This is a genomic window from Ideonella lacteola (assembly GCF_038066555.1).
Classification (GTDB): Bacteria; Pseudomonadota; Gammaproteobacteria; order Burkholderiales; family Burkholderiaceae_C; genus Ideonella; species Ideonella lacteola.
Map to the genome: position 1 here is coordinate 206,789 of NZ_JBBUTG010000006.1, position 14,017 is coordinate 220,805.

Genomic DNA, 14,017 nt, shown 5'->3' on the forward strand with positions numbered 1-14,017 from the left:
CCGATGCCGAACAAGGGCGGGGGCGGGGCATCGCGGTGTTCAATCGACTTCGACGTCGTTCGCTGGCTGGTCGAACAACACCAGACCGCCGATCAGCAGCAGCGTCGCCGGCAGCATGGCCAACGGGTGCACCACACCGGCCACGACCGGCAGCACCATCAAGAACAGACGCAGGCCCCAGCTGTACATCAGCCCCGCGCGGCGCACGTGGGTGGCGGCGGCGGTGTTCAGCTCGTTGCGTTCCGGCCGATCCACCGGGATCGACATGATGAAGCTCGCGTGGCTGTAGTGGCGGGTGGACATCGCCGAGCACACGTACGAGGCGAACAAGATACCGACCAGCATCCCCTGCAGCACGGTGTGCAAGGCGTTTTCTCCCGACCAGCGCGCGAGATTGGCCGCCAGCGAGGCGCCTGACATGCTCAGCGCGCCCATCACTGCCAGCGCTGCGGTCGAGGCCGAGATCGAGGCGGCCATCAGCGAATTGCGCAGCGCCTGCACGGCGACGATCTCGGCGCCTGGGCGATCGGCCAACGATGTGACCCAGTGCATCCGCAGTTTGGCATTGGCGTAGCGGGCGAGACGCTCGGGCTGGCGCTTGCCGATGTGGTGAATGCGCCATTCGTAGGCGATCACCAGCAGGATGCTGGCGCCGAAGCTGATCCACGGGATGAGGGCGGAGGGCACGGCGGGGAAGGTCTCCAGGGTGTCGGAATGTTTTCGATGATAGGCGCCTGCTGGCTGCGTGGCGATGGCGGCAGTGGCGGGCCATCGCGTCGATTCATGGCCCTGTCATCGTGGCTTGAAAGCATCCGTGCCTTCCGCCCATTCCTCTTTCCCACCCGAGGCACTTACCGATGTACCGCATGTTCCGTCCCGCTCGCCTGGCCATCGCCGCGGCCCTCGTTGTTTCCGCTTCGACGGCGGCCCAAGCCGGCGCCATGCTCGACGGCTTCGCCACGATGCCGGCTGACACCTTTGCCCCTGGCCCGACCTCGGGCCAGTTCGCGAGCAGCGCCAACGGGCGCACGCTCCCGCTGGTGGATCGCCAGCCTGTCCAGGGCTTCTCCGCCGTGCTGCCCGGTCCGGCGGCGGGCACCTTCCGAGTGATGCCGGACAACGGCTTCGGCACCAAGGCCAACTCGCCGGACACGCTGCTGCGCCTTTACACCGTGCGTCCCGACTTCCGCCGCTGGGCCGACCAGGGCGAGCAGGGCAGTGGCACGGTGCAGCCCGTCGATCGCGACACGGGTGAGTCGCTGACGGCGTTCGACAAGCGCAGCTATGTGACGCTGAACGACAGCGACCGTCTGCTGGGGTTCCCCATCGTTGCAGAGGGCGACCACTACCCCTATGCCGGCACGGGGCCGGGCAGCGCCGACATTCCCGTGGCGCCGCAGATCCGAGAGCGGCGCCTGCTGACCGGCGCCGATTTCGACATCGAGTCGGTGCGCGTCGACCGCCGCGGCCACCTCTGGTTCGGTGACGAACTCGGCCCGTTCCTGATCGAGACCAACGCCAAGGGCAAGGTGCTGCGTGCCGAGGTGCCGATGCCGGGCGTGATGTCGCCCGACAACCCCCACTTGAATGGTGGCACGCCGAACCTGGGCCGCTCACGGGGTTTCGAGGGCATGGCCATCGACGCCGCTGGCCGTCACCTGTTCACCTTGCTCGAAGGCACGGTCACCGGTGACGCGGCGGGCAGCCTGCGGATCAACCGTTTCGACATCCGCGCGGGCCGCTACACCGGCGAGCAATGGCTGTACAAGCTGGAGCCGCAGGGCACCAACATCGGCGATATGACGGCGGTCAACGAGCACCAGTTCCTGGTCATCGAGCGCAACGGTACCGAAACGCCGCGCTTCAAGAAGATCTATCTGATCGACCTGAACCAGGTGGGCAGCGATGGCTTTGTCTCGAAGACCGAGGTGGTCGACCTGATGAACGTTGCGGACCCGCACGACCTCAACCGTGACGGCGCCACGACCTTCACCTTCCCGTTCGTCACGATCGAAGACGTGCTGGTGCTGGACGCGCGCACGCTGCTGGTGATCAACGACAACAACTACCCCGGCAGCAGCCGCGTCGATGGCGAGCCGGATCCGACCGAGTTCCTGCGCCTGTCGCTGGACGTGACCCTGCCGCTGGATGACCAGGCCGCGTTGCGCTGAGCCCGGCGTCGGCGACGTCCGATGACGTCGCCCAGGTGACCTCGGATGAAAAAAGCCGCGACAGGTGACTGTCGCGGCCTTCGTCATGCTTCACATGCGGGCGCTCCGGTGATGGGGCGCTGGAGTCTCGTCAGGGCAGCGACTGCACCGCCGACAGCGCGTCGACCAGGCCCATGCCTTCGGAGGTCGAGTGGCCCCGGCGCAGCGCCTGGCTGAAGGTGCCGGTGAACGGGATGTCGCCCGAGGGGCCTGCCACCACGCCGCTGATCGTGCCGCCGACCAACAGGTCGGCCGAGTTGCCACCACCACCGGTGGCGACCTCGTCACGGTCCACGCCGAAGTGCACCACCGACTTGCGGCCGAAGCTGCCCGGCGCGAAGCTGACGGTCAGCGTCTTGCTGAACGGCACCACGTCGCTTAGCGCCGAGAAGCTCACGTCGGCGGCGTTGATGTCTTTCAGCGTACCCAGGGTGATGGGCAGGCCCGGGCCCACACGCGGATCCAGCTGGATGCCAGGCGCCGGGTTGCCCAGCAGCTTGCGTTGGCCGTTGGCGGTCGACAGGTCCAGCGTCACTGACTTCAGCGTGTAGCCCTCGGGGGCGCTCAGGCCGACGCGGAAGACTTCGGTGTCGAACTGGCTGCGCGACTGGCCGTCGCCGGTGGCGGTGACGTGCACGGTCCCGACGCCGAACGAGGCCTGCGCGGCGGCGAAGTTGGGCTTCGAGTCGTGCGCGCGGGCCGTCTTCTTCAGCACCTGGCTCAGCTTGGCCGGCGAGATCGAGCCGGGGCCGCCGGCCTTCTCCACCACCAGGGCGGCGACCGCGGCGGCGTGCGGTGCTGCAGCGCTGGTGCCGAAGAAGTTGGGGAAGGTGTCGCTGTCTTCGGCCGAGTCACCGCTGAAGAAGCTGGTGTTCACGCCGTCCGGCGCGCCCAGGTCCGGCTTGCGGCGGATCTCCGGCGTGGGCAGGCGCGTGCCGTCCTTGCTGAAGTACATGATCGACGGGCCAGGCGACGAGAACGACTCGGGCAGGTAGTCCTGGTACCACGCGAACGCGGCGGTGCCGTTGGCGCCGGCGGCCGAGTTGTGGCCGAAGGTGATCGGCGTCGTGTAGTTCATGTACTCGCCGTTGACCACGCTGCCGAAGGTGACGAAGCGCACCTGGTCGGCGGTGGGCGACGGCGTGGTCGTGTCCGAACGCACGACGACGATCTGGTAGGTGCCGGCCGGCACCTGCACCGCCTCGATCGGCTGGTCAGTCGAGAAGTTGTCGTCGGCCGACACGGCCACCAGTTGGTCACCGGCCGCGTTGTAGAGGTAGAGGTCGTAGTCGGTCGTCACCTTGCCCGAGTCGAACGGGTCGTTCCACTGCAGCACCAGCGTCGACGTGGCGCCGAAGGTGATGGTGCGTGAGACATCGATCGTCTGCCCGTCGGTGGCCAGGTTGTGGAAGCCGCCGTCCGAGCTGCCCGGGGTGATCAGGCCCAAGTTCACCGTTTGCGAGCTGGCGCGGGCGGTGGCGTCGTCGACCTTGTTGTAGCCGGCCAGGTAGCCCATCGTCGAGCCACGGTTGCCGGCCGAGGAGAAGTACGACACGCCTTGCGCGACCACCTCGTCGGCCGCCTGCGCAATGATGCCGTCCGAGAACATCGGCTCGGTGAAGTAGATGACGTCGTCGACCACCACGTCGGCCTTGCAGGGGCCCGTCTTGTCGGCCAGCTTGCGGATGTTGTCGGCAAAGCCCACTTCGCCGTTGAAGGCGGTGGCAAAACACAGCTTCGCCGCCGGGGCCAGGTCGTGCACGATCTGCATCATCGCGCGGCCTTCGTCGGTGCCGCTGGCGATGTCTTCGATCACCACCACCGGCTCGGTGTGGCCATCCGGGTTGCCGGGGCCGGGCAGATCGCCATTGACGATGTCCTGTGCCGCATGGGTGCGCGCACCGGCGGCGGCGTCATAGCTGTCGGACATCACGCCCACCGTGACGCCAGCACCCTTGATGCCCAGCGCATTCACCTGGTCGGCACGCACCGTGGCGGCACCTTGCGACGTGACCTGGCCGACATCCGCGATGGGCGCCGTCGACAGCAGCACGGACTTCACGCCCGGCAGCTTGGCCAGATCCTTGGCCTTGGCCACCGGCACGAAGGCGGTGAAGACGCCGTGGCGATAGTGCGCGTTGGTCACCACCGATTCGATGCCCATCTTGCGGGCGGTGGATTGAACCTGCGCGAGGGAGAACTTGCCGTCCAGGTGCACATTGACGCGCACGCGGCCTTGCTTGTCGGTCACTGCGAGCGCAGTGCGAGCGCGTGAACGCTCGGCGGCTTCGGCGCGGGCCGCGGGCTGCATGGATTGCTGCTCGACCAGCTCGCGCAGGCCAAGACCCAGGTTGCCTTGCGGCTGCGGCCGGGCCTGGGCTGTGCCCAGGCAGGCGAGGGCGACGCCAGCGGCCAGGGCCGTGCGCGTCCAGATGATCGTGCGCGCGGCAGTGCGGCGCGGGGTGCTGCGGTATCCAGTCATGAGTCGGGCTTCCCAGTCAACAGAACCGTCTCGTCGCATCCCTTGGGGCGACACCAGGGGCGTCGTGGCCGTGACCGGCCCGGCGCCCTCCATCTGGCATGTTGCACCCGGGGCGACATTCCGTCGCCCACCCGGCTCGCGGTATTGACAGTAGTTGATCGATGCGGGCCAGGCCCGCCCGATCGAGCTTGTCAGCCCGCGTTCAACTGTTGCTCCAGCCGATGCAGCACCTCGTAGCAAGGCAGCACTTGAGCGACGCTGCCGTTGGGTTCGCGGCCCTCGCGGATGGCGGCGAAGAATTCGCGGTCCTGCAGCTCGATGCCGTTCATCGAGACATCGACCTTCGACACGTCGATCTTCTCGTCCTTGCCGTTGAACAGATCGTCGTAGCGGGCGATGTAGGTGGCGCTGTCGCCGATGTAGCGGAAAAAGGTGCCCAGTGGCCCGTCGTTGTTGAAGCTCAACGAGAGCGTGCAGATCGCGCCGTTGGCGGCCTTCAGCTGGATCGACATGTCCATCGCGATGCCGAGCGTCGGGTGAATCGGGCCCTGGATGGCATGGGCCTGCACCACCGGGCTGCCGCATTGCCAGGCGAACAGATCCACCGTGTGCGCGGCGTGGTGCCAGAGCAGGTGGTCGGTCCAACTGCGCGGCTGGCCCAGCGCGTTCATGTTGGTCCGGCGGAAGAAGTAGGTCTGCACATCCATTTGCTGGATGTTGAATTCACCCGCGGTGATGCGGCGATGCACGTACTGGTGGCTGGGGTTGAAGCGGCGGGTGTGACCGCACATCGCCACCAGCCCGGTTTCGCGCTGGACCTGCACCACTTCCTGGCCGTCGCTGAGTTTGTCGCACAGCGGAATCTCCACCTGCACATGTTTGCCGGCGCGCAGGCAGGCAATGGCCTGGGACGCGTGCATCTGTGTCGGCGTGCACAGGATGACCGCATCGACCTCCTTGAGCGCCAGGCTGTCGTCCAGCTCGGTGGTCACGTGGGCGATGCCGTACTTCGCCGCCACTTCCTTCGTTTTGTCGATGTCGCGGCTGATCAGCGACACCACCTCCACGCCGTCGATCTGGCGGATGCCGTCGAGGTGCTTGATACCAAAGGCGCCCGCACCTGCCAGCGCGACCTTGAGTGTCTTCATCAGTGGTTCTCCAGAATCAGGTGGCCGACGGCGGTGTTCGACGCCGGCACATGGTAGAAGCGGTGTCGCACGGTGGGCGCCGGACCGCCGGCCACGTCGGCCATCGCGCCCCGGGCGATCAGCCACATGACCAGCTCGATGCCTTCGGAGCCTGCTTCGCGCACGTAGTCCACATGCGGCATCTTCGACAAGCCCTCGGGATCGGCGATCAGCCGTTCGAGGAAAGCGTTGTCCCACTCACGATTGATCAGGCCGGCACGGGCGCCTTGAAGCTGGTGGCTCATGCCACCGGTGCCCCAGATCTGCACATTCAACGGCTGGTCGAAGGACTCGACCGCGCGGCGAATGGCCTGGCCGAGCATGAAGCAGCGCCGGCCCGAGGGCACCGGGTACTGCACCACGTTCACCGCAAAGGGGATGATGGCGCAGGGCCAGCGGTCGCGCGCGGGGTCGAGGGCGCCGCACATCAGGCTCAGCGGCACGGTCAGGCCATGGTCGACGTCCATCTTGTTGACGATGGTGAGGTCGAAGTCGTCCTGGATCACGCTTTGCGCGATGTGCGCAGCAAGCTCCGGATGGCCTACGACCGTGGGCACGGGGCGCGGGCCCCAGCCTTCGTCGGCCGGCTTGAACTCGGCGGCGCAGCCGATCGCGAAGGTGGGGATCAGCTCCAGGCTGAAGGCCGTGGCGTGGTCGTTGTAGACGAGGAAGATCACGTCGGGCCGGTTCTCGCGCAGCCATTGACGTGAGTTGTCGTAACCCGCGAAGACGGGTTGCCAGTACGGTTCGTGGGACTTGCCCAGATCCAGGGCCGCGCCGATGGCCGGCACGTGCGAGGTGTAGACGGAGGCGGTGATCTTGGCCATCAGGTGCTCGACGAAGGAGTGTGGGGGGCGCGGCCTTGGCGGTGCGGCTGGGCATCACCGTCTTCACCAATGACGCGATTGCCTTGCGGCGAGCGGCCACCGGCCAGCATCATCGCGGCGTACTCGTCCTGGGTCATGCCGGTCATCGTGGCCGCCATGTACTGGAAGCTCTTGCCATCGGTGGCGCCGATCTTGGCGAGAAAGTAGATGTTGCCGCCCGCGGCGATGCAGCGGTTCAGGTCGCGCGCCAGCACGGCTTCTCGCTGCTCGTCGGTCATCGGCCATTCGGCCAGGTACGCGCGCTCGTCGGCCTTGAAGCGCTCGCGGTTCTCCGCCTTCATCAGCGACATGCAGAACTGGTTCAGCCAGTAGCCCTTGCGGGACTGCTCCGCATCAAAGATCGTGGTGCCTGGGATGTCCAGGTAGGGTTTGTGAAGTGGCATGGAAAGACTCCTGGGTGCGACGCCCTACGCTTCTTCGGGCCAGTACAGGCGCATCGGGTTGTCGACGAGCAGTTGGCGCTGCAAGGCCGCGGTGGGCGCGATGTGCGGGATGAAGTCGACCAGCAGCCCGTCGTCGGGCATGTGGTCCTTCAGGTTCGGATGCGGCCAATCGGTGCCCCACAACACCCGGTCTGGGAAGGTCTCGACGATGCGCCGCGCGAAGGGCACCACATCGCGGTAGGCCGCGCGTTCACCGTCCAGTGCCCGCGGCCCGCTGACAGACAGCCGCTCGGGGCAGCTCACCTTGCTCCAGATGTTCGGGTGCTCGCGCATCAGCCGCACGAAGAGCTCGAACTGGGCGCCGTCCACCGGCTTCGTCACATCGGGGCGGCCCATGTGATCCACCACCACCGTGGTCGGCAGCGCGGTGAAGAAGTCCCAGAGTTCGGGAAGGTCCTGCGCCTCGAAGTAGATGACCACATGCCAGCCCAGCGTCGCGATGCGGCCGGCGATCTCCATCAACTCGTCCTTGGGGGTGAAATCGACCAGGCGCTTGACGAAGTTGAAGCGCACGCCACGCACCCCGGCGGCATGCAGGCGCTGGAGCTCGTCGTCGGTGATGTCGCGGCGCACTGTGGCCACGCCGCGGGCCCGGCCTTGGGAGGCCAGGCAGGCATCGACCATCGCGCGGTTGTCTGCCCCGTGGCAGGTGGCCTGCACGATGACGTTGCGGGCGAAGCCCAGGTGGTCGCGCAGCGCGAACAGCTGCTGCTTGCTGGCATCGCAAGGCGTGTACTTGCGCTCCGGGGCGAATGGAAATTCGTCGCCGGGCCCGAAGACATGGCAGTGCGCATCCACCGCGCCGGGCGGCAGGCGAAACTGGGGTGTGGAGGGGCTCGCGTACCAGTCGAGCCAGCCGGGCGTCTTGTCGAAGGCCATGTCAGTCTTTCTGCAGGCGGTTCAGGATGCGATCGGCTTCCACCCGCCAATCGGCTTGTCGGGCGAAGCCGGGGTGGCCCCGTTCGCCGAAGAGGCCGGTGTCGGCCAGATCGGCCACCCAGGCCTGGCGCTCGGCGGTGCCACTGGCGCTCCAGGGTTCCAGGCCGGCCTCGCGAACCGTCTCGGCCACTTCGCGCACCTCTTCACTGCGGCGCCGGCCGTGCTCGATGACACGCTGGAAGAAATACGCGGCCTGCTTCTCCCAGTCGATGCCGGGGAAGGTCTCTTTCAACGAGGCGATGACCGCGTCTTCCACGCCGTAGTGGCGCGCGGCGGTGAAGCTTTCGATGACCATGGCTTCCAGGCCCTTGATCATCACGCTGCGACACATCTTGGTGGCAGACGCGACGCCCAGCCGCTCGCTCGCCACCTGCGGTGCGAACCCCAGTTCGGCCAGCAGCGGGGCGAGCGCCGCGGCGTGCGGCCCGCCCAACAGCAGCGGTACCTTGATGCGGTAAGGCGGCACGCTCGTCATCACCGCGCCTTCCACATACCGGCCGCCGGCGCCGGCGACGATGTCAGACGCCCGTTGCTTGGCGCCCGGCGAGGCGGAATTGAAGTCGAGGAAGTAGGCGCCTCGACGCAGTGCCGTGGCGCAGGCCTGCGCCACGGGCACCGCCTGGCTCGCGGTCACCGCGCTGACGATGAAGTCGCTGCCGGCGGCCAGCGCGGTGTGAGAGGCCGCCAACTGCACGCCGTGGGTTTGCGCATGGGTGCGCATCGCCGCAGAGCTTGCCGCACGGTCGAGCTTGACGTCGTAGGCGCTGACGGCCAGGCCCTGCGCGCGCAGGTCTTCGGCCAGGATGCGGCCGACCTCGCCGTAGCCGACGAGCCCGACCTGCCATTGCTTCGCGTTCATGCGGGGGCCTTTCCTTGGGGTGGTCGTCAATCCAGAGAGGCCTTGGCCCGCTTGATCACATCGGCGTACTTGGTCGATTCGCTGGCAATGAAGCCGTGAAACTGATCGCGCGTGGCCGGGAAGATCTCGTAGCCGAATGTGGCGTAGCGCTCCTTGATATCCGGCTCGGCCAGTGCCGCTTCGACATCGCGCTGGATCTTGTCGGCCACGGCCTTGGGCAAACCCTTCGGCGCGGCGATCGTCGTCCAGCCCGTCATTTCATAGCCGGCGGGGCCGCCCGACTCGGCCACCGTCGGCACATCCGGGAAGGCAGGGTGACGCTTCGGTGCCGTGACGGCGATGAACTTGATCTTGCCCGAGCGTTGCAGCGGGCCTGCCGTGGCAAGCGAGCCGAGTGCGAAGTTCAGCTCCCCATTGGCCACCCCGGTGTAGAGCATCGACGTTTCCTTGTAGATCACGTGCTGCATCTCGGTCGAGGTCATCGATTCGAGCAGTGCGGAGCCGAGGTGCACCGGGTTGCCCACCGACCAAGAGCCGTAGTTCAGTGCGCCCGGGTGGGCCTTTGCATCGGCCAGGATGTCGCCGACCGTCTTGTACTTGCTGGTGGCCGACACGCCCACGAAGAAGTAGGTGCGAAACAGCGGCGCGATCGGCTCGAAGTCTTTCACCGGGTCGTAAGGCAGCTTCTTGAACAGGTGCGGGTAGGCCACCAGGTGCACGTTGTCCAGCTGGATCAGGTCGGTACCGTCGGTGGCGCCGCGCTTGAAGGCGTCGATCGCGATGAAACCGTTGGCGCCGGGCTTGTTCTCCACCACCACCGGCTGCCCCCACTTCTTCTGCAGCTTCTCGGCCAGTACGCGCACCACCGCCTCAGGGCCGCCGCCGGTTGGAAAGGGGGTGATGATGCGCACCGGCTTGGTGGGCCATTCGGTCGCTTGGGCCAGCGCGTGCAGCGGAACGGAGGTGGCCAGGGCCGCGATCGCGGCCGACAGCATCCAGGCGCGGCGCGCCGAGGTGGGGTGAGGGGGGCAGGTCAGGCGGGTCATTGTTGTCGTCTCCATCCACAACAGGGTCGATCGGCTCAGTCGATGTAGCGCAGGCCGGCCTTTTCCAGGGGCTCGCGCATCTTGTACATGTCCAGCCCCAGCACGCCGCTGGCGAGCTTGGCGCGCTTTTCACCTTCGTTGGCTTCGCGCGCGGCGGCGGCTTCCAGCGTCTTAGAAGCGATCGCGCGGGGCACGCAGACGACGCCGTCGTCGTCGGCCACGATCACGTCGCCGGGGTGCACCAGCTGGCCAGCGCAGACGACGGGGATGTTCACCGAGCCCAGCGTGGCCTTGATCGTGCCCTTGCTGCTGATCGCCTTGCTCCAGACGGGAAAGCCCATTTCGGTGAGCGTCTTCACGTCGCGAACGCCTGCGTCGATCACCAGCGCGCGCGCGCCGCGGGCCTCGAACGAGGTGGCGAGCAGATCGCCGAAGTAGCCGTCGGTGCATTCGGCGGTGATGGCCGCGACGACGATGTCGCCGGGCCGGATCTGCTCTGCCACCACATGCATCATCCAGTTGTCGCCCGGGTGCAGCAGCACGGTGACCGCGGTGCCCGAGACCTGCGCCCCCGCGTAGATGGGCCGCATGCAGGGCTTGAGCAGGCCGACGCGGCCCATGGCTTCGTGCACCGTCGCGCTGCCGAATCGGGCGAGGCCATCGGCCACGCTGGCTTCGGTACGCGCAATGTTCCGGTAGACCACACCCAGCTCGTACATCTTCAATCTCCTGTCGATGGGCCGGTGCGCGGCACTGGCCCCGGCCACCCGCAAAGGCAGCGAATGAATGGAAAGGGGAGGGGCCCGAAGGCGCTTGTCGCCGGCGGCTCAGCGGCCCTGGCGCTCCAGCGCCGCATCGAGCCGCGGGAACACGCGGCGGGCATTGGCTTCATAGATCTGGTGCTTCTGCTCGGCGCTCAACTGGGTCGACGCTTCGATGTAGCGCTTGGTGTCGTCGTAGTTGAAGCCGGTCTGCGGATCCACGCCGCGCACCGCGCCGATCATCTCGCTGGCGAAGAGGATGTTGTCCACCGGGATCACGGTGGTCAGCAGGTCGATGCCGGGCTGGTGGTAGACGCAGGTGTCGAAGAAGATGTTCTTCAGCAGGTGCTCTTGCAGCAGTGGCTTCTTCAGCTCTTGCGCCAGGCCGCGGAAACGGCCCCAGTGGTAGGGCACCGCACCGCCGCCGTGGGGAATCAGGAACTTCAGCGTCGGGAAGTCTTTGAACAGGTCGGAGGTGAGGCACTGCATGAAGGCGGTGGTGTCTGCGTTCAGGTAGTGCGCCCCGGTGGTGTGAAAGCACGCGTTGCAGCTCGTGCTCACGTGGATCATGGCTGGGATGTCGTACTCGACCATCTTTTCGTAGATGGGGTACCAGTGACGGTCGCTCAGCGGCGGCGAGGTCCAGTGGCCCCCGGAGGGATCGGGGTTCAGATTGATGCCGACGTTGCCGTACTGCTCGACGCACTTGACCAGCTCGGGGATGCAGGTCTTCGGATCGACGCCAGGCGACTGCGGCAGCATGGCGGCCGGGATGAAGTGATCCGGGAACAGCTGCGACACGCGGAAGCACAGCTCGTTGCAGATCGCCGCCCAGGCCGACGAGGTCTGGAAGTCGCCGATGTGGTGGGCCATGAAGCTGGCGCGCGGCGAAAAGATCGTCAGGTCCGAGCCGCGCTGCTTCATCAGCTTGAGCTGGTTGGTCTCGATCGTCTCGCGGATGTCGTCGTCGCTGATGCGCAGGTCCGAGGGCTGGGGGGCGTTGCCCGGGTCCTTCAGGCCGGCGATCTGCAGATCACGCCAGGCACCCAGGGCGGCGGGCGCGGTGGTGTAGTGGCCATGTACGTCGATGACCAGGCTCATGCTTGTTTTCCTTTCCATACGGAGGCCGGCACCATCGCTTCGCCGCGCATCAGCAACCGTGCGGTGCGCAGCAGGGCGGCGCGGGTCACGGTCTGAGGGCCGACGGGATCGGTTTCCAGCTCGACACTGAACTCACCGGTCGGGTGCTCGACCGACACCTTCTTCACCGCACCGTCGGGTACCTGGGCCACCCCGTCGCATACCGAGCCCTTCAGAACACAGGCGGTGCCCACGGTGACGGCCGCCAGCACGCCAATGGCGTCATGGCAGACATGAGGAATAAAGCTGCGCGTCGTCAAAGTTCCGCCGGCTTGCGGCGGCGCGATCAGCGTCATCTTGGGGTAGGGCTTCTGGCTCACATCGCCCAGGCCCATGCGCGGCGCGATGGCCAGCCGCAGCGCTTCGATCTTGGCCTTCAGCTCGGTGTCGGCGTTCAGCTCGGCCACGCTTTCGTAGCCGGTGCGGCCCAGGTCGCGGGCGTTGAAGATCACCAGCGGCATGCCGTTGTCGATACAGGTCACGTCGAGCGTGAACGGCGCCAAGCCATCGGCCTCGACGGTGACGGTGTCGCGCACCTGGCCGGTGGGCAACAGACCCGGGCAGACCGAGCCGGCGGTGTCGAGAAAATTGATGGTGATCGGTGCCGAACTGCCGGGCGAGCCATCGATGCGCGCGTCGCCTTCGTATTCGACGTGGCCGTCGGGCGTCTGCACGGTGATGTCGCAGGCCATGCCGGTGTTCAGCGTCAGCACGCGGTAGGTGCTGGTGTCGCCCTGTGCGGTGACCATGCCGGTCTCGATGGCAAAGGGCACGACGGCGGCCAGCATGTTGCCGCAATTGGGCGTGGTGTCGACCGTGTCCTTGTCCGGCTGCAGTTGGGCGAACAGGAAGTCAAGGTCGATGCCCGGCTGGGTGCCACGGCTGACGATGCCCACCTTGCTGGTGAGTGGGTGGGCGCCGCCCAGGCCGTCGATCTGGCGTTTGTCGGGTGAGCCCAGCGCCGCCAGCAGCACCTGGTCGCGGGTGGCCACGTCGGCCGGCAAATCATCTGCCCGGAAGAACGGCCCTTTGGAGGTGCCGCCTCGCATCAGCAGGCAGGGAATGGCGGTCAAAGGCATGGGCGCAGCGTTCCGAGAGGGATGACCCATTCTCGGAACCCGCCGTCATGCCGGCTAGGTTGGGGGTGGACTACCAGCTATCCGTGTTCGGCATAACTGCAGGGGTGGCCCTGGCCTCCTGCGCCGCCGATCAAGCGGTCAGCAGTCCCTTGCGCTCGATGAACGCAATGACCTGGTCCAGACCCGCCCGGGTTTTCAGATTGGTCATCACATAGGGCTTGGTGCCGCGCATGCGCTGCGTGTCGGCTTCCATCACCGACAGGTCGGCGCCCACATGCGGCGCCAGGTCGGTCTTGTTGATCACGAAGAGGTCGCTCTTGGTGATGCCCGGCCCGCCTTTGCGCGGAATTTTCTCGCCCGCGGCCACGTCGATCACGTAGATCGTCAGATCGGACAGCTCGGGGCTGAAGGTCGCGGCCAGGTTGTCGCCGCCGGATTCGATGAACACGATGTCGGCGTTGGGGTAGCGGTCAAGCATCCGGTCGACCGCCTCGAGGTTGATCGAGGCGTCTTCGCGGATGGCCGTGTGCGGGCAACCGCCGGTCTCCACGCCCATGATGCGGTCGGGTTCCAGCGCGCCGGCCACGGTGAGCAGGCGCTGGTCTTCCTTGGTGTAGATGTCGTTGGTGACGACCACCAAGTCCCAGCGCTCACGCATCGTCTTGCACAGCATCTCCACCAAGGTGGTCTTGCCGGAGCCGACAGGGCCACCGACGCCCACGCGCAAGGCGGGCAGGGGTTTGGTGCGGCGGGTGGGCGATGGGGGCATGGCAGCATCAAAGTGAAGAGGCGGGCAATTCGCCGCTCCGATGATGCATGCAGATTGCATGCCGGCCGGAAGGGTGCGCGGAGGGCCAGGCCGCCTCAGGGTTGAGGGAGGGGGCACCAGGGGCGGCCAGGCACCCCGCGCAGAGAGCATGTTCCCGCGGTGGTGTTTCCCTCGTGTTGCTGCCTTCTTGCCGCGGCTTTACCGAAGGCCGGCGA

Annotated in this window: 13 protein-coding genes; 1 reads left to right on the forward strand and 12 read right to left on the reverse strand. The window is 66.8% G+C overall.

Annotated features, from left to right (window positions below):
- Positions 1-39: 39 nt before the first annotated feature.
- On the reverse strand, positions 40-687 hold the full coding sequence (locus AACH06_RS12910; protein WP_341426104.1) for a DUF599 domain-containing protein: 648 nt from the start codon (positions 685-687) through the stop codon (positions 40-42).
- 170 nt (positions 688-857) lie between these two features.
- Here AACH06_RS12910 and AACH06_RS12915 point away from each other — a divergent pair, with 170 nt between their 5' ends.
- Entirely contained in the window at positions 858-2,171 is a 1,314-nt protein-coding gene (locus AACH06_RS12915) for an esterase-like activity of phytase family protein (RefSeq protein ID WP_341426105.1), read from the forward strand.
- A gap of 130 nt (positions 2,172-2,301) precedes the next feature.
- On the opposite strand, the gene AACH06_RS12920 is transcribed toward AACH06_RS12915, so the two are convergent.
- From AACH06_RS12920 to ureG, 11 genes are all read right to left on the reverse strand, one after another.
- Positions 2,302-4,692 (reverse strand): S8 family peptidase, encoded by a 2,391-nt coding sequence (locus AACH06_RS12920; protein WP_341426107.1) that lies wholly within the window; start codon positions 4,690-4,692, stop codon positions 2,302-2,304.
- A 191-nt stretch (positions 4,693-4,883) separates the two neighbouring features.
- A complete protein-coding gene (locus AACH06_RS12925) occupies positions 4,884-5,840 on the reverse strand; it encodes a Gfo/Idh/MocA family oxidoreductase (protein ID WP_341426108.1) in 957 nt (318 codons plus the stop codon).
- Entirely contained in the window at positions 5,840-6,706 is an 867-nt protein-coding gene (locus tag AACH06_RS12930; protein ID WP_341426109.1) for a class III extradiol dioxygenase subunit beta, read from the reverse strand. Before AACH06_RS12930 ends, AACH06_RS12925 begins: the two co-directional genes overlap by 1 nt.
- Positions 6,706-7,149, reverse strand: coding sequence for a protocatechuate 4,5-dioxygenase subunit alpha (ligA, locus tag AACH06_RS12935; RefSeq protein WP_341426110.1), 444 nt, complete (start codon positions 7,147-7,149; stop codon positions 6,706-6,708). Before ligA ends, AACH06_RS12930 begins: the two co-directional genes overlap by 1 nt.
- A gap of 24 nt (positions 7,150-7,173) precedes the next feature.
- The gene (locus tag AACH06_RS12940; RefSeq protein WP_341426111.1) at positions 7,174-8,088 is read right to left on the reverse strand and encodes an amidohydrolase family protein; all 915 of its coding nucleotides are present in this window, start codon (positions 8,086-8,088) and stop codon (positions 7,174-7,176) included.
- A gap of 1 nt (position 8,089) precedes the next feature.
- Positions 8,090-9,037 carry a DUF1932 domain-containing protein gene (locus AACH06_RS12945; protein WP_423222024.1) on the reverse strand — a complete coding sequence of 316 codons (948 nt, stop codon included), beginning with the start codon at positions 9,035-9,037 and terminating at the stop codon, positions 8,090-8,092.
- Complete coding sequence (locus AACH06_RS12950; RefSeq protein WP_341426205.1) at positions 9,034-10,002, reverse strand: Bug family tripartite tricarboxylate transporter substrate binding protein; 969 nt, start codon at positions 10,000-10,002, stop codon at positions 9,034-9,036. The genes AACH06_RS12945 and AACH06_RS12950 overlap by 4 nt, the downstream gene beginning before the upstream one ends.
- A gap of 86 nt (positions 10,003-10,088) precedes the next feature.
- On the reverse strand, positions 10,089-10,772 hold the full coding sequence (gene ligK, locus AACH06_RS12955) for a 4-carboxy-4-hydroxy-2-oxoadipate aldolase/oxaloacetate decarboxylase (RefSeq protein WP_341426113.1): 684 nt from the start codon (positions 10,770-10,772) through the stop codon (positions 10,089-10,091).
- Between the two features lie 108 nt (positions 10,773-10,880).
- A complete protein-coding gene (locus AACH06_RS12960) occupies positions 10,881-11,909 on the reverse strand; it encodes an amidohydrolase family protein (protein ID WP_341426206.1) in 1,029 nt (342 codons plus the stop codon).
- A 2-nt stretch (positions 11,910-11,911) separates the two neighbouring features.
- Positions 11,912-13,033, reverse strand: a complete 1,122-nt coding sequence (locus tag AACH06_RS12965) for a 4-oxalomesaconate tautomerase (protein WP_341426114.1) — start codon at positions 13,031-13,033, stop codon at positions 11,912-11,914.
- A 130-nt stretch (positions 13,034-13,163) separates the two neighbouring features.
- The gene (gene ureG, locus AACH06_RS12970) at positions 13,164-13,802 is read right to left on the reverse strand and encodes an urease accessory protein UreG (protein WP_341426115.1); all 639 of its coding nucleotides are present in this window, start codon (positions 13,800-13,802) and stop codon (positions 13,164-13,166) included.
- Positions 13,803-14,017 lie beyond the last annotated feature (215 nt).